This is a genomic window from Nocardiopsis sp. NPDC006832, from assembly GCF_040635885.1.
GTDB lineage: Bacteria > Actinomycetota > Actinomycetes > Streptosporangiales > Streptosporangiaceae > Nocardiopsis.
The window spans coordinates 75937-93870 of the sequence record NZ_JBEYLC010000009.1; the positions used below are offsets into that span (position 1 = coordinate 75937).

23 protein-coding genes are annotated in these 17934 nt (G+C 67.3%); 2 read left to right on the forward strand and 21 right to left on the reverse strand.

Going from position 1 to position 17934, the window contains the following annotated elements; all coding sequences use genetic code 11:
* Nucleotides 1–5: 5 nt before the first annotated feature.
* Nucleotides 6–779, reverse strand: coding sequence for an SDR family NAD(P)-dependent oxidoreductase (locus tag ABZ717_RS06835; RefSeq protein ID WP_358506747.1), 774 nt, complete (start codon nucleotides 777–779; stop codon nucleotides 6–8).
* A gap of 199 nt (nucleotides 780–978) precedes the next feature.
* Between ABZ717_RS06835 and ABZ717_RS06840 the strand changes: the two genes are divergently transcribed.
* Nucleotides 979–1563, forward strand: a complete 585-nt coding sequence (locus tag ABZ717_RS06840; protein WP_358506750.1) for a Uma2 family endonuclease — start codon at nucleotides 979–981, stop codon at nucleotides 1561–1563.
* A 1-nt stretch (nucleotide 1564) separates the two neighbouring features.
* Here ABZ717_RS06840 and ABZ717_RS06845 read toward each other — a convergent pair whose 3' ends face one another.
* From ABZ717_RS06845 to rplM, 4 genes are all read right to left on the reverse strand, one after another.
* On the reverse strand, nucleotides 1565–2599 hold the full coding sequence (locus ABZ717_RS06845; protein WP_358506753.1) for an ROK family glucokinase: 1035 nt from the start codon (nucleotides 2597–2599) through the stop codon (nucleotides 1565–1567).
* A 146-nt stretch (nucleotides 2600–2745) separates the two neighbouring features.
* Nucleotides 2746–4083, reverse strand: a complete 1338-nt coding sequence (gene glmM / locus ABZ717_RS06850) for a phosphoglucosamine mutase (RefSeq protein ID WP_358506756.1) — start codon at nucleotides 4081–4083, stop codon at nucleotides 2746–2748.
* Between the two features lie 163 nt (nucleotides 4084–4246).
* Entirely contained in the window at nucleotides 4247–4756 is a 510-nt protein-coding gene (rpsI, locus tag ABZ717_RS06855) for a 30S ribosomal protein S9 (RefSeq protein WP_067597871.1), read from the reverse strand.
* 37 nt (nucleotides 4757–4793) lie between these two features.
* The gene (gene rplM, locus ABZ717_RS06860) at nucleotides 4794–5243 is read right to left on the reverse strand and encodes a 50S ribosomal protein L13 (protein WP_067597868.1); all 450 of its coding nucleotides are present in this window, start codon (nucleotides 5241–5243) and stop codon (nucleotides 4794–4796) included.
* Between the two features lie 1258 nt (nucleotides 5244–6501).
* Between rplM and ABZ717_RS06865 the strand changes: the two genes are divergently transcribed.
* Nucleotides 6502–7332 carry a hypothetical protein gene (locus tag ABZ717_RS06865; protein ID WP_358506853.1) on the forward strand — a complete coding sequence of 277 codons (831 nt, stop codon included), beginning with the start codon at nucleotides 6502–6504 and terminating at the stop codon, nucleotides 7330–7332.
* Nucleotides 7333–7418: 86 nt separating this feature from the next.
* Here ABZ717_RS06865 and truA read toward each other — a convergent pair whose 3' ends face one another.
* The 16 genes from truA to rplF form a co-directional block, all read right to left on the reverse strand.
* Nucleotides 7419–8261 (reverse strand): tRNA pseudouridine(38-40) synthase TruA, encoded by an 843-nt coding sequence (gene truA / locus ABZ717_RS06870; protein WP_358506758.1) that lies wholly within the window; start codon nucleotides 8259–8261, stop codon nucleotides 7419–7421.
* A 119-nt stretch (nucleotides 8262–8380) separates the two neighbouring features.
* The gene (rplQ, locus tag ABZ717_RS06875; RefSeq protein WP_358506760.1) at nucleotides 8381–8869 is read right to left on the reverse strand and encodes a 50S ribosomal protein L17; all 489 of its coding nucleotides are present in this window, start codon (nucleotides 8867–8869) and stop codon (nucleotides 8381–8383) included.
* 66 nt (nucleotides 8870–8935) lie between these two features.
* On the reverse strand, nucleotides 8936–9958 hold the full coding sequence (locus ABZ717_RS06880) for a DNA-directed RNA polymerase subunit alpha (protein WP_067597831.1): 1023 nt from the start codon (nucleotides 9956–9958) through the stop codon (nucleotides 8936–8938).
* Between the two features lie 179 nt (nucleotides 9959–10137).
* Entirely contained in the window at nucleotides 10138–10542 is a 405-nt protein-coding gene (rpsK, locus tag ABZ717_RS06885) for a 30S ribosomal protein S11 (protein WP_067597829.1), read from the reverse strand.
* Nucleotides 10543–10611: 69 nt separating this feature from the next.
* Nucleotides 10612–10989, reverse strand: a complete 378-nt coding sequence (gene rpsM, locus ABZ717_RS06890) for a 30S ribosomal protein S13 (RefSeq protein WP_358506763.1) — start codon at nucleotides 10987–10989, stop codon at nucleotides 10612–10614.
* A gap of 222 nt (nucleotides 10990–11211) precedes the next feature.
* On the reverse strand, nucleotides 11212–11325 hold the full coding sequence (gene rpmJ / locus ABZ717_RS06895) for a 50S ribosomal protein L36 (protein ID WP_013156136.1): 114 nt from the start codon (nucleotides 11323–11325) through the stop codon (nucleotides 11212–11214).
* Nucleotides 11326–11379: 54 nt separating this feature from the next.
* On the reverse strand, nucleotides 11380–11601 hold the full coding sequence (infA, locus tag ABZ717_RS06900; RefSeq protein ID WP_013156135.1) for a translation initiation factor IF-1: 222 nt from the start codon (nucleotides 11599–11601) through the stop codon (nucleotides 11380–11382).
* Between the two features lie 466 nt (nucleotides 11602–12067).
* A complete protein-coding gene (locus tag ABZ717_RS06905; protein ID WP_358506765.1) occupies nucleotides 12068–12532 on the reverse strand; it encodes a DUF1707 domain-containing protein in 465 nt (154 codons plus the stop codon).
* Nucleotides 12533–12613: 81 nt separating this feature from the next.
* Nucleotides 12614–13438: a type I methionyl aminopeptidase gene (gene map, locus ABZ717_RS06910; protein ID WP_358506767.1), complete on the reverse strand. Its 825-nt coding sequence runs from the start codon at nucleotides 13436–13438 to the stop codon at nucleotides 12614–12616.
* Nucleotides 13438–14097: an adenylate kinase gene (locus ABZ717_RS06915; protein ID WP_358506769.1), complete on the reverse strand. Its 660-nt coding sequence runs from the start codon at nucleotides 14095–14097 to the stop codon at nucleotides 13438–13440. The genes map and ABZ717_RS06915 overlap by 1 nt, the downstream gene beginning before the upstream one ends.
* Nucleotides 14098–15411, reverse strand: a complete 1314-nt coding sequence (gene secY / locus ABZ717_RS06920; protein WP_358506771.1) for a preprotein translocase subunit SecY — start codon at nucleotides 15409–15411, stop codon at nucleotides 14098–14100. It lies immediately after the preceding gene.
* Between the two features lie 284 nt (nucleotides 15412–15695).
* Entirely contained in the window at nucleotides 15696–16160 is a 465-nt protein-coding gene (rplO, locus tag ABZ717_RS06925) for a 50S ribosomal protein L15 (RefSeq protein ID WP_358506773.1), read from the reverse strand.
* A complete protein-coding gene (rpmD, locus tag ABZ717_RS06930; protein ID WP_017603897.1) occupies nucleotides 16157–16342 on the reverse strand; it encodes a 50S ribosomal protein L30 in 186 nt (61 codons plus the stop codon). Before rpmD ends, rplO begins: the two co-directional genes overlap by 4 nt.
* 2 nt (nucleotides 16343–16344) lie before the next feature.
* Entirely contained in the window at nucleotides 16345–16947 is a 603-nt protein-coding gene (rpsE, locus tag ABZ717_RS06935; RefSeq protein ID WP_358506775.1) for a 30S ribosomal protein S5, read from the reverse strand.
* 46 nt (nucleotides 16948–16993) lie between these two features.
* Nucleotides 16994–17374: a 50S ribosomal protein L18 gene (gene rplR / locus ABZ717_RS06940; RefSeq protein WP_067597805.1), complete on the reverse strand. Its 381-nt coding sequence runs from the start codon at nucleotides 17372–17374 to the stop codon at nucleotides 16994–16996.
* Between the two features lie 2 nt (nucleotides 17375–17376).
* Nucleotides 17377–17913 (reverse strand): 50S ribosomal protein L6, encoded by a 537-nt coding sequence (gene rplF / locus ABZ717_RS06945; protein ID WP_067597802.1) that lies wholly within the window; start codon nucleotides 17911–17913, stop codon nucleotides 17377–17379.
* Nucleotides 17914–17934 lie beyond the last annotated feature (21 nt).

Sequence of the window (17934 nt, forward strand, 5' to 3'; positions counted from 1 at the left end):
TCCTCCTACTTCGGGGGCATGCGGAGGGCGCCGTCGATCCGGACGACCTCACCGTTGACGTAGCTGACCTCCAGCAGGGTCCGGGCCAGCTTGCCGAACTCCGCGGCGGTGCCCAGACGCTTGGGGAAGGGGACCGGGGCGGCCAGCTTCTGCTTGAACTCCTCCGAACCGGGACCGTCACCGTAGATGGGCGTCTCCAGGATGCCGGGGGCGATGGTGTTCACGGTGACGCCGACGGCCGCGAGGTCGCGCGCGGCCGGGAGGGTCATGCCGATCACGCCGCCCTTGGACGAGGAGTAGGCGATCTGACCGATCTGGCCTTCGATACCGGCGAGGGAGGCGGTGTTGAGGATCGAGCCGCGCTCGCCGTCCTCGTTGATCGGCTCGGTCTTGGCGATCTCGGCCGCGGACAGGCGCAGCACGTTGAACGTACCGATCAGGTTGACCTGGATGACCTTCTGGTAGCTGTCCAGGTCGTGGGGGTTGCCGTTCCGGTCCACCGTGCGGGTGGCCCAGCCGATGCCGGCGCAGGACACCGCGACGCGGAAGGGCTTGCCGGTGTCGGCGGCGGCCTGGACGGCGGCCTTGACCTGGTCCTCCTGGGAGACGTCGGTGGAGACGAAGACGCCACCGATCTCCTTGGCGATCGCCTCGCCGCGCTCGGCGTTCAGGTCGGCGATGACGACGGTGGCACCGGCGGAGGCGAGTTCCTTGGCGGTGGCCTCACCCAGGCCACTCGCGCCGCCCGAAACGAGGGCGGAGATTCCGTTGAGATCCATGTGCCGAACTCTACCGAGGATGTGACCCACGCACTAGAACCGGGTTCGGTTAATCGTGAGTAATACCGGGACCGGCCGCGTCCCCCCGCAGACGGACATGAACGAAGAACCCACGAGTGTCGTCACGGAGCGCTACCTTCCCCTCATGCGAAGAACGGCGACACTAGAGTGGCCTCAGGAATCGACCCTGGAGGATTCGATGGCCGAGCCGCTCCCCGATTGGTTCCTCACCCCGCCCGGGGGTTGGACCGCCGACCACATGGACAACCTTCCGCCGGGGGTACCTCGGATGGAACTCATCGACGGAGCGCTCGTCTTGCTTTCCCCTCAGACCAAGTTCCACTCCCGAACCATGATGAACCTGGCGTACGAACTCCGGTCCATGGCTCCGGAAGACATCGACGTCCTAGCCGAGATGACCATGAAACTGGGTTCCCACCAGCGCCCTGAACCAGACCTCGTCGTCTACCGTGACAAGGATGAGGGTGATTGGCAGAAGGACACCCACATTCCCCCGGAAGACGTCCTCCTCGTGGTCGAGATCGTCTCCGCGGAGTCCCGGGAACGGGATCGCACCACCAAGCCGATGAAGTACGCGGCGGCGGGCATCCCGCACTTCTGGCGGGTCGAACCCGAGGACACCGGTCCCGCGATCCACGTGTACGAACTCGACGGGACCAGAGAGCCCCGGTACGTGCCGATCACCATCGCCAGGGAACGGCTCAAGCTCGACGTACCCTTCACCATCGACATCGACGTGAAGGCGCTGACCGGTCGCCGTTAGATCACCGCCGCTTGGGCGGGCCCCCCAGGCGACGTTGGCGCAGGCCCCGGCGGGCGCGGGGTAGAGCCTCCCTGGCCAGGTCGGCCGCTCCGATCACACCCGCCTCGTTGCCCAGGGCCGCCGCGACCACCCGGGCCTCGGGTCGATACCCGCGTCCGGTCAGCCCCTTGGCGAAGGCCCGCCGCGCCGGGTCGAGCAACAATCCACCGGTCTCCGACACTCCCCCGCCGATCACGAACAGCTCCGGGTCGAAGGCCGCCGCCAGATTGGCCAGCCCCACCCCGAGCCAGGTTCCGGTCTCCTCCATGAGCTCCCGGCAGGCTCGATCACCCTTACGCGCCAGTTCGCTGACCAACGACCCGGTGATCAGGCCCGGATCACCGCCCACCTCCTGGCGCAACGCCTCGGCCACCGGCGACTCGGCCACCACCAGTTCGCGCGCCTCCCGGGTGAGGGCGTTGCCGCTGGCGTACTGCTCCCAACAGCCCCGGTTTCCACACTCACAACGGTGCCCACCGGGCACCACCGTCATGTGTCCGAACTCACCGGCCAGACCGTAGCGTCCCCGGCGCAACCGACCCTCCGAGACGATCGCCCCGCCGATCCCGGTGCCCAGGTTCACGACCACCACTTCGTCGACGCCTAGGGCGGCGCCCGCGCGCACCTCGGCCCAGGCCGAGGCGTTGGCGTCGTTCTCCACCACCACGGGCAGGCCCAGGCGCACCGACAGGGTGTCCCTGAGCGGTTCCTCCCGCCATGACAGATGCGGGGCGAACAGGACCTTGGATCTTCGTTCGTCGACGAACCCCGCGGCGCCCACGCCCACGGCCCGCACGGTGTACTCCCGGCGCAGCTCCGAAACGACCGAGACGATCGTGTCCTCCACCACGGCGGGGTTCTTGCTGCGTTCGGGGGTCTGGGTGCGCAACCGCGCCAGTACCCGCCCGCCCGGTGTCACCACGGCCGCGGCGACCTTCGTGCCACCGATGTCCACACCGATCGTCAGCGAGTGCCCATAGCGCGCGTTCGTCGTCATGACCGTTTCACTCCACTGACCCTAGGCGGCCGCTCCTCGGACGGAGCCGCATCAACACGAACGAAAACACGCACCCGGACCGCTCTGTGCCCGGATGCGCGCGAAAACCCGAAAAATCCCCGGAAGGGACGACTTGCAGTGTTCCTCTAGCCGAGGGCGGAACGCACCACTCCGGCGAGCCGCTCGGCGACCGCGGTGGCCTGTTCCTGTGCGGGTGCCTCCACCATCACGCGGACCTTCGGCTCGGTGCCGCTGGGACGGATCAGCACGCGGCCGGTCTCCCCCAGTTCGGTCTCGGCCTCGCGCACGGCGGCGGCCAGCTCCTCGGAGTCGGCCGCACGGTCCTTGTCCACGTCGGGCACGTTGATGAGCACCTGCGGGAGCCGGGTCATGACCTTGGACAGCTCGGCCAGGCCCTGCTTGTGGTGGGCCATGGCGGCCAGCAGGTGCAGACCGGTGAGGAGCCCGTCGCCGGTGGTGGCGTGATCCAGCAGGATCACGTGACCGGACTGTTCACCGCCCAGGCCGAACCCGCCGCGCTTCATCTCCTCCAGCACGTAGCGGTCACCCACCGCGGTCTCCACCACGTTGATGCCCTCGCGCCGCATGGCGAGTTTGAGTCCCAGGTTGGACATGACCGTCACCACGAGGGTGTCCTCGGTCAGTCGTCCGGCCTCCTTGGCCTCGGTGGCCAGGATCGCCAGGATCTGGTCTCCGTCGACCACGTCGCCGTCGGCGTCCACGGCCAGGCAACGGTCGGCGTCACCGTCATGGGCGATGCCGGCGTCGGCACCGTGCAGACGGACCGCCTCCTGGAGCGTGGCCAGGCTGGTGGAACCGCAGCCCTGGTTGATGTTGTGGCCGTCGGGGGCGTCACCGATGGCGATGACCTCGGCGCCCGCCCGACGCAACGCCTCGGGGGCGACCGCGCTGGAAGCGCCGTTGGCGCAGTCCACGACGACCTTCAGGCCCTCCAGTCCGTGTGGCAGGGAGTTCAGGACGTGCCGGGTGTACATCTCGGCGCCGTCGTGGGACTCGGTGACCCGGCCGACCTCCTCGCCCACGGCGGGGGTGGAGGGCACACCCATCATGCCCTCGATCTCCTCCTCCAGGGCGTCCGCGAGCTTCTGGCCGCCCTGGGCGAAGAACTTGATCCCGTTGTCCGGGGCCGCGTTGTGGCTCGCCGAGAGCATCACCCCGAAGTCGGCCTCCAAAGCACCGGTGAGGTAGGCGACCGCGGGGGTGGGCAGCACGCCCACCTTGACGACGTCCACGCCGGTGCTGGCCAGCCCGGCCACCACCGCGGCCTCCAGGAATTCACCGGAGGCCCGCGGGTCACGGCCCACTACGGCCAGCGGGCGCCGGTCGCCCTCGGCCCGGGTGAGGACGCGCGCCGCCGCGATGGACAGGTCCAGGGTGAGCGAGGCGGTCAGGTCACGCCCCGCGAGACCACGTACACCGTCAGTTCCGAACAGCCGTGCCACAGGCGTCAGCCCCTTTCGAAAGCGGCACCGGGCTTCCGGCACCTGTGAAGTTCAGCGTGGCGGAGAGCGCCACCGACGAAAAACAAAAGCCCGTACGCCGCCCCCTGTTGCGGAGACGACGTACGGGCGAAAGCTCAGCCGAGCGTGTGCCGGCGCATGAGCATTAGCGCTTGGAGAACTGCGGAGCCTTGCGCGCCTTCTTCAGACCGGCCTTCTTCCGCTCGACCTCGCGGTCGTCACGGGTGAGGAAACCGGCCTTCTTCAGGGTCGGGCGGTTGTTCTCCGGGTCCAGCGAGGCCAGGGCGCGGGCGATGCCGTGACGCAGGGCGCCGGCCTGTCCGCTGGGGCCGCCACCGTCCAGACGGGCGAAGACGTCGTAGGCGCCGTCGAACCCGAGGGAGGTGAAGGGGTCCTTGATGGTCTGCTGGTGGACCTTGTCCGGGAAGTAGGCCTCAAGCGGCTTACCGTTGATCTTCCACTCGCCGGCGCCCGGGGTGATCCGGACTCGGGCCACGGCCTTCTTGCGACGGCCGGTGCCGGCGCTCGGGCCGGACGCGGTGGGAACGTAAGCGGCGGTCTGCTCATCGGACTCGCTGGTGTACTCGGAGGGGAACTCCTCCGGGTTCTCGGCGAAATCCTGGGCGACGTCTTCGATGCCGGTGGGCTCGGCCACGGTTAACCTCGTGTTTCCTGTGAAAGTCTGCGAACGCCTACGCGGGCTGCTCGATCTTGGTCATTTCGAACGGGACCGGCTGCTGGGCCTGGTGCGGGTGCTCAGGACCGGCGTACACCTTGAGCTTCTTGGCCATCTGACGACCAAGGGTGCCGTTGGGCAGCATTCCCTTGATGGCCTTCTCGATGGCCCGCTCGGGGTTCTTCTCCAGCAGGTCGGCGTAGGCGACCGAACGCAGACCACCGGGGTAACCGGAGTGGCGGTAGGCGCGCTTCTGCTCGAGCTTGTTACCGGTGAGCGCGACCTTGTCGGCGTTCACGACGATGACGAAGTCGCCGGTGTCGATGTGGGGCGCGTAGTAGGGCTTGTGCTTTCCCCGAAGCAGCGTGGCGATCTGGCTCGCCATACGCCCGAGCACGAGATCGGTAGCGTCGACAACGTGCCACTGACGCTGGACATCGCTTGGTTTGGGGCTGTATGTACGCACGATCGTTCGCCTTCGCTCTTCATTCGGCTGCCCCATCCCGAACGGGATGGTGGACTCGTATTACGGAACACCCCAACGGGTGCGGGGCCGGAAACAGCCCTCATGTTGCGGGGCTGTTACGTTGGCCGGATGTCCCATGTCCAATCAGGACGACCCGGTCGTGAGTGCGCAGACGATGGTGCGTGGATCGGCACCCAACTTCGGGAGTTTTGGGGCCCACGGCAACTCAACGCACAACGACGAAATATCCTACCCGCCCACCCTAACGCAGGTCAAAGCAAGCGCCGGGTCGACCGGTGGGATCATCGTCTTGGCGGGAAAGCGCCGGGACGGGTTCACATCCGTGACCTCTCCGCCTTTTATTATGCCCGTTGTCGGGAGTGCTTCGTCCTGCCCCCGGCCGCGGGTTGGTTACCCTGGCTCCGAAAGGCCGGTCTCAGCCCGATATGACGGGCGACGACGTGTTCCTTGGAGACGCCCGTCACGGTCGCCGACCCCATACGGACGCCACAAGCGCGGGAAAACGGCGAACCGCGGACCAGTCCCACCCTCAGAGCATTCGGAGACTCCCATCAGTACGCATCCGAACCCGCCTCATCACGGTTCCGACGGACGCCCCCTCCCACCGGACGGCGAAGGCCAGGACCTGCTCGGAGGACCCCGATCCCCTTCTGAGGGACAGCCTTCCACATCGGGCCCCGGGCAACAGCACGGCACGCCGCCGGCGCAGGGGTTCCCGCCCCCGCCGCCGCAGCCCGGCGTCCCGACCGGGCCGCAGCATCCCCAGGGCCCGCAGGGCGGCCCCCAAAGACCGCCCGGGCCTCCGCCCGGCCCCGGCCCGCAGATGCCTCCGGGTCCTCCCCAGGGCTCGCCACCGAACATGCCCACCGGCGGCCAGCCCGGAATGGGACATATCACTCAGAGCGGACCTCCGCCCGGGCCGCGCGGCCCGGGCGGCCCGGGGCAACCCATGCCTCCAGGCGGCCCGGTCCCACCGCACGGCATGCCGCCCGGCCCACCGCCCCAAGGACCGCAGAGCGGCCCCCAGATGCCTCCCAGGCCTCCCCAGGGGCCCGGACCCCAGGGCGGCCCCCCAATGCCCCCTGGGCACCCTCAGGGCCCGCCACCGAACATGCCCACCGGCGGCCGTCCCGGAACGGGCCCGGGCCGACCGCCCATGTACCAGCAGGGCCCGCCGCCTCCCGGCGCGCTCCCTCCGGCTCCCCCCAAGGAGGAGCCGGTCTTCCCACCCGACGCCATGGGCGCCACCCAGAACATGAACGCGGTTCCCGGCCCGAGCGCCGGTGCCGCGGCCCGCCCGCTCTACCGCGACGAGGTGCCCGAGGACGCCGGCGCGGACACGGCCCAGTTCGACGTCCAGAACGCCTCCTACGACGACTACGACGATTACTACGACGACGGCTACGACGACCGCCGTCCCACCGGTTCCAACAAGCGCAACGTGCTGATGGGCGTCGGCTTCGCCGTCCTGCTGCTCGTGGTCGGCGGCGGCGTGTTCCTGTTCGCCAGCGGCGGCCTCGGCGGTGGTGGCGGCGACGCCGCCACCGTCGCCGACGAAGGCGGCGACCCGGGCAGCCTGGCCGCCGAGGCCCTCTTCCCCGAAGAGGTGGAGGTCGAGGGCCAGGGGACGTTCACCCGTGTGGCGGTCGACGACACCGAGGACTGCGCCAGTGGCACCCACGGCGAATACGGCGAGGTGCTCGGCTCCCAGGAGTGCCGCCAGCTGGTGCGCGCCTCCTACCTGAGCGAGGACCAGAACCACGCGGTCACCGTCGGTGTCGCCGCCATGCCCGGCGACACCGAGGCCGAGGAGGCCCTGTCCGCGCAGGACCTGGTCGGCGCCCAGTGGTTCGCCGGTCTGCCCGGCGAGGAGGGCAGCCCGGCCGAACGCCTGGGCTACTCCGGAGGCCACGGCAGCAGCGGCCAGTGGGGCCGTTACCTGCTCTTCTCCCTGTCGGCCAACAGCGACGGCAGCGGCGACGAGGAGACCGACGCCACCGAACTGCGCGACATCGGCGACGGCTTCATCGACGTCGCCTACGACAAGCTCGTCGAGGACCGTTCCTGATCTGAGGTGCTCGAACACGAGACGGCGCCACCCCGTTCGTCCACGGATCGTGGATCGAGGGTGGCGCCGTCTCACGTACTAGGGGTCTACCCCGTGTGCCCCTTGCAGGGCAGCTCACGGACGCGTCGGGTGAGGGTGGCGCGCTCGGCCAACTCCTCGTCGGCCGGGTAGCGCACCTCCTCCAGGCTCAGCCCCTGGGGACCGACCACGTGCACCGACGAATCGCGCACGGCGGCGCCCAGGATCCGTCCCGGCCACGCCACCCCCTGACGGCCGTCCCCGACCGCCAGGAGCGCGCCCACGAGCGCGCGGACCATGTTGTGGCAGAACGCGTCGGCCTGGATCGTGCCGGCCAGAACGTACTCCTCCTCGCGCACCCACGACAGCCTCAACAGCTCGCGGATCGTGGTGGCGCCCTCCCGCTTCTTGCAGAAGGCCGCGAAGTCGTGCTCCCCGACGAGCAGGGCCGCCGCCTCGTTCATCCGGTCCACGTCCAACGGGTGCCGGTGCCAGAGCACGTCCCGGCGGCGCAACGGCTCCACACCGTAGGGCGCGTCGCTCACCCGGTACACGTAGCGGCGGAACAGCGGCGAGAACCTGGCGTCGAACCCGGGCGGGGCCACACGCACGGCGTTGACCCGAACGTCCTTGGGCAGGACCCCGGCCAACCGGCGCAGCACACGCTCACCCTCGTTCTCCCAGGTCCCGCTCGGCACGTCGATCTGCGCTACCTGACCGCGGGCGTGCACCCCCGCGTCGGTGCGTCCCGCGCAGGTCACCGACGCCTCCGGGAGCCGCAGCACCTTGGCCAGCGCCGACTCCAGCTCACCCTGCACGGTCCGACGGGTCGGTTGGGTCGCCCAACCGGAGAAGTCCGTTCCGTCGTAGGCGATGTCCAGCCGCAGCCGGACGGTCTCGTTCTCGTCCATCCCCATCCGTTCCACCTCGCCGGCCACCCCGGTCCGGACAAAAGAGAAGTGCCCGACCCCCACAAGGGTCGGGCACTCACGAGGGCTTCGCGCGGGCCTGCCGGCCACGCACGGGCACCCTACTTGCTCTCGGCGCTCTCCTCGGCGGCCTCGGGGGCCTCCTCGGTCTTGGCCTCGACGGTCTCCTCGGCGGGAGCCTCAGGGGTCTCCTCGACCGGGGCGGCAGCGGCGGCCGGAGCGGCGGGGGCGCTCAGCGCCTCGACCAGCTCGATGACAGCCATCGGGGCGTTGTCGCCCTTGCGCGGACCGATCTTGGTGATGCGGGTGTAACCACCGGGGCGGTTCTCGAAGCGCGGACCGATCTCGGTGAAGAGCTCGTGCACGATCGACTTGTCGGTGATCTTGGTGAGCACCTGACGACGGGCGTGCAGGTCACCGCGCTTGCCGAGAGTGATGAGCTTCTCGGCGTACGGACGCAGGCGCTTGGCCTTGGCCTCCGTGGTGCGGATACGGCCGTGCTGGAACAGCGAGGTGGCCAGGTTCGCCAGGATGTGCCGCTCGTGCGCGGGCCCGGAACCCAGACGGGCGCCCTTGGTAGGCGTGGGCATGTTTTCGTTCTCCTAGTGATGCGGTCCGCGGCCGCACTCGGCCGGGGACCATTGGGCGACGAAGGTCTAGAACTGCTCCGTCTCGACGAAGGACTCACCCTCGTCGTCCTCGGAGCCGAAGGAGTCGGCCGCGGTGCCGGGGTCGAATCCGGGCGGGGAGTCCTTCAGGGACAGGCCCATGTCGACGAGCTTCTGCTTGACCTCGTCGATGGACTTGGCACCGAAGTTCCGGATGTCCAGAAGGTCCTGCTCAGAGCGGGCAACCAGCTCGCCAACGCTGTGGATGCCCTCACGCTTGAGGCAGTTGTAGGAACGAACCGTGAGGTTGAGGTCCTCGATCGGCAGCGCCAGGTCGGCCGCCAGGGCGGCGTCCGTCGGCGACGGGCCCATGTCGATGCCCTCGGCGTCGACGTTGAGCTCTCGCGCCAGACCGAACAGCTCGACCAGGGTCTTGCCCGCGCTGGCCACTGCGTCACGGGGACGGATGGCCTGCTTGGTCTCGATGTCGACGATCAGGCGATCGAAGTCGGTGCGCTGCTCGACACGGGTGGCCTCGACCTTGTAGGTCACACGCAGCACGGGCGAGTAGATGGAGTCGATCGGGATACGACCGATCTCCTGGCCCTGCTGCTTGTTCTGCGTCGCCGAGACGTAACCGCGGCCGCGCTCGACCGTCAGTTCCATCTCCAGCTTGCCCTTGCCGTTGAGCGTGGCGATGTGCAGGTCGGGGTTGTGCACCTCGACACCGGCCGGCGGAGCGATGTCCGCGGCGGTCACCACGCCCGGGCCCTGCTTGCGCAGGTACATCAGAACCGGCTCGTCGTGCTCGGAGCTGACGACAAGGCCCTTGAGGTTGAGGATCATCTCCGTGACGTCCTCCTTGACACCGGGCACGGTGGTGAACTCGTGCTCGACGCCCTCGATGCGGATGCTGGTGACAGCCGCGCCGGGGATGGAGGACAGCAGCGTACGCCGGAGCGAGTTACCGATGGTGTAGCCGAAACCCGGCTCCAGCGGCTCGATGACGAACTTCGAACGCCACTCGGAGATGGTCTCCTCGGTGAGCGTCGGACGCTGTGCGATCAACATGGTCCGTGTCTTCCCTTCCACATGGCCGACCGCTATTTGACGGCCACCGGATGGACACCGCCCGGTCGGCGGTGTCCCCTGTTCGGATTCCTACCCGGTCCGCCCCTCACCCCACCAGGGTGGAGGCGAACCGCACCACGAGGCGCCCGCGGGTAGGAGACGCGGGCGCCGGTGCCGACTCAGACGCGGCGGCGCTTCGGCGGGCGGCAGCCGTTGTGCGGAACCGGGGTGACGTCCTGGATGGAGCCCACCTCAAGGCCGGTCGCCTGCAGCGAACGGATGGCGGTCTCGCGGCCCGAGCCCGGGCCCTTCACGAAGACGTCGACCTTACGGACGCCGTGCTCCTGAGCACGACGCGCGGCGGCCTCGGCGGCCATCTGGGCGGCGTAGGGGGTGGACTTACGCGACCCCTTGAAGCCGACCTGACCCGAGCTGGCCCACGAGATCACGGCACCGGTCGGGTCGGTGATGCTGACGACCGTGTTGTTGAACGTGCTCTTGATGTGAGCGTGCCCGTGGACAATGTTCTTCTTTTCCTTGCGGCGCACCTTGCGCGCGGCACCCTGACGGCCCTTAGGCGGCATGCGTGAAACTCCCAGAGATCATCGGTCCGTTGATTACTTCTCGGACGCGGTCGACAGGTCCGAGGCGGACTACTTCTTGGCCTTCTTCTTGCCGGCCACGGTCTTCTTCTTGCCCTTACGGGTACGGGCGTTGGTCTGCGTGCGCTGACCACGCACCGGGAGACCACGACGGTGACGGATGCCCTGGTAGCTACCGATCTCCATCTTGCGACGGATGTCGGCCTGGACCTCGCGTCGCAGGTCACCCTCGACCTGGTAGTTGGCATCGATCCAGTCGCGCAGCTTGACCAGGTCCTCTTCGGACAGCTGGTGGACGCGCGTGTTCCCGTCGACACCGGTGTTCTTCAGGGTTTCGAGGGCGCGAGTGCGACCAACCCCGAAAACGTACGTGAGAGCAATCTCCACCCGCTTGTCGCGGGGGAGGTCTACGCCGGCAATACGTGCCATGTGGGCGAGACTCCATCCATGCATGTGCGGAGGTCTGACCCGTTCCTTCCTCTCGTCGCCCAATCGACGAGGCCCCGGCCTCCGACCGAGGGTTCTCCCCCACCACCAACGGGCGGGAGATCGGAACAGGTTTTTCGTTGTTTCGTGGGCCCGGTCGAGGAGGAACTCCCCTACCCGGGTCCGGTGCGACACGGAAGTCGCGGCCGGCGAACCGGGGCTTGGTCAGCCCTGGCGCTGCTTGTGCCGCGGGTCCGAGCAAATGACCATGATCCGGCCGTTACGGCGGATCACGCGGCACTTCGCGCAGATCTTCTTCACGCTCGGCTTGACCTTCATGGTGACTCCGAACTCATCACATCACCAGTCACGGGCCGTTCGGCCCCGGACGGGCTACTTGTAGCGGTAAACGATGCGCCCGCGCGTGAGGTCGTACGGGCTCAGTTCCACGACGACACGGTCGTCGGGAAGAATACGAATGTAGTTCATCCGCATCTTGCCGCTGATGTGGGCAAGAACCTGGTGCCCGTTATCGAGCTCTACCTTGAACATAGCGTTGGGTAGGGACTCGACAACGGAACCCTCGATCTCGATGGCGCCGTCTTTCTTTGCCATGTCCTCCACGCCTCGCTCATCGATTTGGTTGATCAGGACGACCCGACGCGACCTGAGTGGTCCCTCGCATGACGCGACGGCCCCGGCGACCACGGATACACCGCGTCACCGACGCCGGAACACACTGGAAGTCCAGGCCAACTGCAAGGCTTACGTCGATAAGAAGACGTGGCACAAAGAAGGCAGACTGACCCAACAGCCCGCGTATGGGCAGTGACAGTCTATCCCCTTCCGGCAAGTGCTCTCGACACGAGAGCAGAGCAGCCTACACGCTCCGCCTCACCGGACGAAACACCCGCCCTGAAGGACATCCCAGTCCCTCGGCCATCGGGGGTTACCGTTCGGGCGCCGTCAGGGTTCTGGAGGGGCCGGCGGTGGGATAGCACGCTTTTCGCTATCCCACCAAAGGCGCCGAAGGTTCCTGACTTATTTGGCGCCCGAACACGCCAAAGCGCTAGCGGCGGCGCTAAGCGACAGGGTCTTCGGGGTCCGGGCCGCCTCTTTGGGCGGCCAGGACCCCGAACGTCACCACGAGCATCAGGATTCCCCAGGGCGCCAGCACCCACAGGAACCACGGATACGACGCGTCGGTGGTCAGGTACAGGATGAGCCAGATGGTGAAGCAGAGGATGTTGACGCCACCGTAGAGCCACCACGGGACCATCAGGGCCGGGTCTCGCAGGCGCAGCGGAGGTGCCGCCACACCCATATCGAAGCCCACCGGGCTCTTGGTCTCCACGACATCCCTCTCGGGAAGGTCCGCGGTCACCCCGGCGAGGTCGTCCGCCGTCTTGGCCTTGTACGCCCGACCGAGGCGTTCGGTGAACTCCTCGTGGTCCAGCCGCCCCTGAGCGAAGTGTTCCTGGAGCAGCCGCGCCACCTGATCACGTTCGGAGTCGGAGGTTCGTATGGAAGGCCCCGGGTCGGACACTGTTCGTACCTCGCCTTTGCACCGGTGAGTGGTCGCCACCCCATCGCCGGATTCCGACGGGACGCGGGGGTGGGCCCGCCGTCACCAGGTCGGCTGGACGAACCCCATCGCGTCGATTTTATCGCGGTTGGACTCGCGTGCGGTCAGCACCATCGGACCATCCGCGGTGATGGCCACGGTGTGCTCGAAGTGGGCGGCACGACGGCCGTCCTTCGTCACGACCGTCCATCCGTCGTCGAGTTCCACCACGTCGTGCTTGCCCAGCGTGGTCATCGGTTCGATCGCCAGGCACATGCCCTCGCGAAGACGCATGCCCTTGCCGCGCTTGCCGTAGTTGAGCACGTGCGGGTCCATGTGCATCTGCGTGCCGATGCCGTGGCCGCCGTACTCGCGCACGTTGCCGTAGCCACCGTTCTGCGAGATGTGGCCGCCGATCGCGTGACCGATGTCCCCGAGGCGCTTGCCCGGGACCATCTCGGCGATCCCCCGCCACATGGACTCCTCGCACACGTCCATCATGGTCAGGTCCTCGGAACGGGCCTCGCCCACCGCGATCGTGACCGCGGAATCGCCGTGCCAGCCGTCGAGGATGGCGCCACAGTCGATGGAGATGATGTCCCCGTCGGCCAGCACACGCTCGGAGCTGGGGATGCCGTGCACGACCTCTTCGTTCACCGAGGCGCAGATCGAGCCGGGGAAGCCGTGGTAGCCCTTGAACGACGGGATGGCCCCGGCGCCCCGGATCACCTTCTCGGCGATCGAGTCGAGTTCGAGGGTGGACGCTCCGGGCCGCACCGCGGCCCGGAGGGTGTCCAGGGCGTCGGCCACGACCTGGCCCGCCGCCCTCATCTTGGCGATCTGTTCCGGCGTCTTGATCTGCACGTCGGGATCGGCCTTGCCGAACATCAGGTGGCCGACCTCTTCTCGGCGATGGCCGCCTTCGCGCGCGCCGTCACCTCCGCCACGGGGCCCGTGGCGGAGATGGTGGCCAGCAGACCCTCACCGGAGTAGTACTCGACCAGCGGCGCGGTCTGCTCGCGGTAGACCTTCAGGCGGTGCCTGATGGTCTCCTCGCGGTCGTCCTCGCGCTGGTACAGCTCGGCGCCCTCGTTGTCGCACTTACCCGCCACGTTCGGGGCGTCGTACTCGACGTGGTACACCCGACCGCACTCTGGGCAGGAACGACGACCGGAAAGCCGCTTGACGACCTCCTCCTCGTCGACCCTCAGCTCCAGGACGACGTCCAGGTTCGAGCCGAGGTCGGCGAGCATCCCCTTGAGCGTCTCCGCCTGGGGGACGTTGCGCGGGAACCCGTCGAGCAGGAAGCCCGCCGTGGCGTCGCCCTTGGCCAGTCGGTCCTTGACCATGGCGTTGGTGATCTCGTCGGGGACGAGGTCGCCACGGTCCATGAACTCCTTGGCCTTCTTGCCGAGTTCGGTACCACCGCTGACGTTGGCCCGGAAGATGTCACCGGTGGACACCTTCGGGATCGACAGCTCTTCCGCGAGGATCTGGGCCTGGGTGCCTTTACCGGCCCCAGGCGGCCCCACCAATACAGCTCGCATTTATCGCAGAAAACCTTCGTAGTTCCTCTGCTGGAGGTGACTCTCGATCTGCTTCACCGTGTCCAGCCCGACACCGACCATGATCAGGATGCTCGTCCCGCCGAAGGGGAAGTTCATGTCGGCGCCGGTGGCGCCGAGAGCGACCATCGGCAGGAGAGCGATCACACCCAGGTACAGAGAGCCGGGAGTCGTGAGCCGAGTGAGCACGAAGTCGAGATACTCGGCGGTCGGACGCCCTGGTCGGATACCCGGGATGAACCCACCGTACTTCTTCATGTTGTCGGCGACTTCGGTGGGGTTGAAGGTAATCGCCACGTAGAAGAACGCGAAGCCGACGATCATGACGAAGAAGGTCGCCATGTAGACGGGGTGAGTGCCGGTGAGGAAGTAGGTCTGGAAGAACTGCGCCACCGGATGGGTGGACTCCTGTCCCAGAAGACCCACGATCAACTGCGGGAGATACAGCAGGGAGGAGGCGAAGATCACGGGGATGATGCCCGCCTGGTTGACCTTCAACGGGATGTAGGTGGAACTACCCCCGTACATCCGCCGACCCACCATGCGCTTCGCGTACTGCACCGGGATACGGCGCTGGGCCTGCTCCATGAACACCACGGCGGTGATCAGGGCCAGACCCGCGATGCAGATGATGGTGAAGATCCAGACGGAACGCTCTTCGTACAGACCCATGATCGAGGACGGGAAGACCGCGATGACCTGGGTGAAGATGAGCAGCGACATACCGTTGCCGACACCGCGCTCGGTGATGAGCTCGCCCATCCACATGATGATCACGGTGCCACCGGTCATCGTGAAGACGATGGTCACCATCGTCATGATGTCCTGGTTGGGCATGTAGGACGAGACCGGGATGGAGTTCTGGAACAACGCACCGGTGCGGGCCATGGCCACGATGCTGGTCGCCTGCAGCACCGCCAGCATGAGCGTGAGATAGCGGGTGTACTGGGTGATCTTGCCCTGACCGGCCTGGCCCTCCTTCTTGAGGGACTCCAGGCGGGGGATGACCACCGTCAGCAGGTTGATGATGATGCTCGCGGTGATGTACGGCATGACCCCGAGCGCGAACACCGCCAGTTGCAGAAGCGCGCCACCACTGAACAGGTTGACCAGGGCGTAGACGCCGGACTGGTCGGCTGTGGTGATGGTCTCCATCTGTTCCCTGATCGCCGCCGAGTCGATGCCCGGCGCCGGGATCACCGATCCCAGGCGGAACAGCGTCAGGATGAACAGTGTGAACAGCAGCTTATTGCGCAGGTCGGGCGTGCGGAATGCACGAACGAACGCACCTAGCACGTCTCCTCCTGCGCGGCTTCGGCGGCGGAACGGGTTCCAGACATCGCGGCCGATCCTGAATCGTCGTAGAACGTCAGCAACAGGCACGTCGCCCATTGCTCGGAAGTACTCACATTACGTCAAGCGGGGAGCTCAAACAGATGGCACTGTAACAGCCATCACCCAACAGCAGGGTTCGTGAGCCATAACGATCAACACTCACAACGCGTGAGGGCGCCCGACCAGCCGATCCTCGCGGATCCTGCCGGGCGGACGCCCCCAAACGCGCATCGTAGGGAAAACCCCTACAGCTCGGTGACGGTGCCACCGGCGGCGGTGATCTTCTCCTTCGCCGAGGAGGAGAGCGCGTTGACGCTCACCTGCACGGCGACGGTGATCTCACCGGTGCCCAGCACCTTGACGGGCTGGTTCTTGCGAACCGCGCCCTTGGCGACCAGACCCTCGACGGTGACCTCGCCACCCTCGGGGTAGAGCTCGCTCAGCTTGTCCAGGTTGACGACCTGGTAGGTCGTCTTGAACAAGGCGTTGCTGAAGCCCTTGAGCTTCGGGACCCGGCGGATGAGGGGCATCTGCCCACCCTCGAAACCGGGCCGAACGGTGTTACGAGCCTTCGTGCCCTTGGTACCGCGACCGGCGGTCTTACCCTTGGAGGCCTCGCCACGACCCTTGCGGATCTTGGACTTGTTGGCACCCGGGGCGGGACGCAGGTGGTGGAGCTTGAGCGGCTCGTCGGGGTTGTAGTCGCTCATTCTGCGACCTCCTCGACAGTGACGAGGTGCGAGACGATCGTGATCTGCCCGCGAACCTCAGGGCGGTCCTCACGGACGGTGGACTTACCGATCCGGCCCAGACCCAGCGACTGGAGAGCAGCGCGCTGCTTCTCCTTGCCACCGATCTTGGAGCCGGTCTGCGTGATCTTGATCTTTGCCATGATCAGGCTCCTGCCTTCGCCTCAGCACGAGCGCGCAGCATGGCGGCCGGGGCGACGTCCTCGATCGGCAGACCACGACGGGCGGCGATCTCCTCGGGCTGGTTGAGGCCCTTCAGAGCGGCCACCGTGGCTCGCACGATGTTGAGCGGGTTGGACGAACCGAGCGACTTGCTCAGGACGTCGTGGATACCGGCGCACTCCAGGACGGCGCGGACCGGACCACCGGCGATCACACCGGTACCCGGGGCCGCGGGACGCAGCAGGACGACACCCGCGGCATCCTCGGCCTGGATCTGGTGCGTGATCGTGCCCTGGACGCGGGGGACGCGGAAGAAGCTCTTCTTCGCCTCCTCGACGCCCTTGGCGATGGCGGCCGGGACTTCCTTGGCCTTGCCGTAACCGACACCCACCATGCCGTTACCGTCACCGACGATGACGAGCGCGGTGAAGGAGAAGCGACGGCCGCCCTTGACGACCTTCGCGACCCGGTTGATGGTCACGACCTTCTCGATGTAGGAGACACCCTTGTCTGCGGCGCCGCCGCGGCGATCGTCACGGCGATCACGCCGCTCGCCACCGGCGCCGCGCCGCGGTGCTGCAGCCATCAGTGGTTCCTCTTCTCGTGGTTGTTCTCGGCCTGTACAACGGTCATCAGAACTCCAGCCCGCCTTCGCGCGCCGCCTCGGCGAGCTTCACGATGCGGCCGGCGTACCGGTTACCGGCACGGTCGAAGACGACCTTGGTGATGCCGGCGTCCTTCGCGCGCTGCGCGACGAGCTCACCGACCTTCACGGACTTGTCGGACTTGGTGCCCTCGGCGCCACGCACATCCGACTCGACGCTGGAGGCGGCGACCAGGGTGTGACCCTTGGTGTCGTCGATGACCTGCGCGACGATGTGCTTGGAGGAGCGGAAGACGGCCAGACGGGGACGCTCGGCGGTGCCCACGACCTTCTTGCGCACCCGGAACTGGCGACGCTTGCGAGCGGTGGTGGCCTTCGCGGTGCGCTTGCGGCTCACGGTGATGCCCATGCCTACTTACCAGCCTTTCCGGCCTTGCGGCGGATGTGCTCACCCTGGTAGCGCACGCCCTTGGCCTTGTACGGGTCAGGCCTGCGCAGTCCGCGGATGTTCGCGGCGACCTGGCCCACCAGCTGCTTGTCGATGCCCTCGACGTGAAGGATCGTCGGCTTCTCCACGCGGAAGGAGATGCCCTCCGGCGGTTCCACCACGACGGGGTGGCTGTAGCCCAGCGAGAACTCCAGGTTGGAGCCGCGAGCCTGCACCCGGTAACCCACGCCGTGGATTTCCAGAGTCTTGGCGTAGCCCTTGGAGACACCCTCGACGAGGTTCGCGATCATCGCACGGTTCAGACCGTGCAGCGACCGGTTCTCCGGCTTGTCGTCGGGACGCGACACCGTGACCACACCATCCTCGAAGGAGGCGGTGATGGGCTCGGTGATCGTGTGCTTCAGTTCGCCCTTCGGCCCCTTGACAGTGACGTCTTGCCCGTTAATCGTGACCTCGACGCCCTTGGGGACCGAGAGCGGCAGTCGACCGATACGCGACATGCTTTTCGTCTCTCCCTATTC

What these genes read in the sequence shown, in the direction of transcription:
- ABZ717_RS06915 (WP_358506769.1), bottom strand. Translation starts at nt 14,097, where the DNA reads ATGCGAGCTGTATTGGTGGGGCCGCCTGGGGCCGGTAAAGGCACCCAG.
- rpsE (WP_358506775.1), bottom strand. Translation starts at nt 16,947, where the DNA reads ATGGCTGCAGCACCGCGGCGCGGCGCCGGTGGCGAGCGGCGTGATCGC.
- ABZ717_RS06835 (WP_358506747.1), bottom strand. Translation starts at nt 779, where the DNA reads ATGGATCTCAACGGAATCTCCGCCCTCGTTTCGGGCGGCGCGAGTGGC.
- ABZ717_RS06840 (WP_358506750.1), top strand. Translation starts at nt 979, where the DNA reads ATGGCCGAGCCGCTCCCCGATTGGTTCCTCACCCCGCCCGGGGGTTGG.
- rpmJ (WP_013156136.1), bottom strand. Translation starts at nt 11,325, where the DNA reads ATGAAGGTCAAGCCGAGCGTGAAGAAGATCTGCGCGAAGTGCCGCGTG.
- rplF (WP_067597802.1), bottom strand. Translation starts at nt 17,913, where the DNA reads ATGTCGCGTATCGGTCGACTGCCGCTCTCGGTCCCCAAGGGCGTCGAG.
- ABZ717_RS06880 (WP_067597831.1), bottom strand. Translation starts at nt 9,958, where the DNA reads ATGTTGATCGCACAGCGTCCGACGCTCACCGAGGAGACCATCTCCGAG.
- rpmD (WP_017603897.1), bottom strand. Translation starts at nt 16,342, where the DNA reads ATGGCAAAGATCAAGATCACGCAGACCGGCTCCAAGATCGGTGGCAAG.
- rpsM (WP_358506763.1), bottom strand. Translation starts at nt 10,989, where the DNA reads ATGGCACGTATTGCCGGCGTAGACCTCCCCCGCGACAAGCGGGTGGAG.
- map (WP_358506767.1), bottom strand. Translation starts at nt 13,438, where the DNA reads ATGTTCGGCAAGGCCGATCCCGACGTGCAGATCAAGACGCCGGAACAG.
- ABZ717_RS06865 (WP_358506853.1), top strand. Translation starts at nt 6,502, where the DNA reads ATGGGCGCCACCCAGAACATGAACGCGGTTCCCGGCCCGAGCGCCGGT.
- ABZ717_RS06845 (WP_358506753.1), bottom strand. Translation starts at nt 2,599, where the DNA reads ATGACGACGAACGCGCGCTATGGGCACTCGCTGACGATCGGTGTGGAC.
- rplR (WP_067597805.1), bottom strand. Translation starts at nt 17,374, where the DNA reads ATGGGCATCACCGTGAGCCGCAAGCGCACCGCGAAGGCCACCACCGCT.
- truA (WP_358506758.1), bottom strand. Translation starts at nt 8,261, where the DNA reads ATGGACGAGAACGAGACCGTCCGGCTGCGGCTGGACATCGCCTACGAC.
- rpsK (WP_067597829.1), bottom strand. Translation starts at nt 10,542, where the DNA reads ATGCCGCCTAAGGGCCGTCAGGGTGCCGCGCGCAAGGTGCGCCGCAAG.
- rplO (WP_358506773.1), bottom strand. Translation starts at nt 16,160, where the DNA reads ATGAGCGACTACAACCCCGACGAGCCGCTCAAGCTCCACCACCTGCGT.
- infA (WP_013156135.1), bottom strand. Translation starts at nt 11,601, where the DNA reads ATGGCAAAGAAAGACGGCGCCATCGAGATCGAGGGTTCCGTTGTCGAG.
- rplQ (WP_358506760.1), bottom strand. Translation starts at nt 8,869, where the DNA reads ATGCCCACGCCTACCAAGGGCGCCCGTCTGGGTTCCGGGCCCGCGCAC.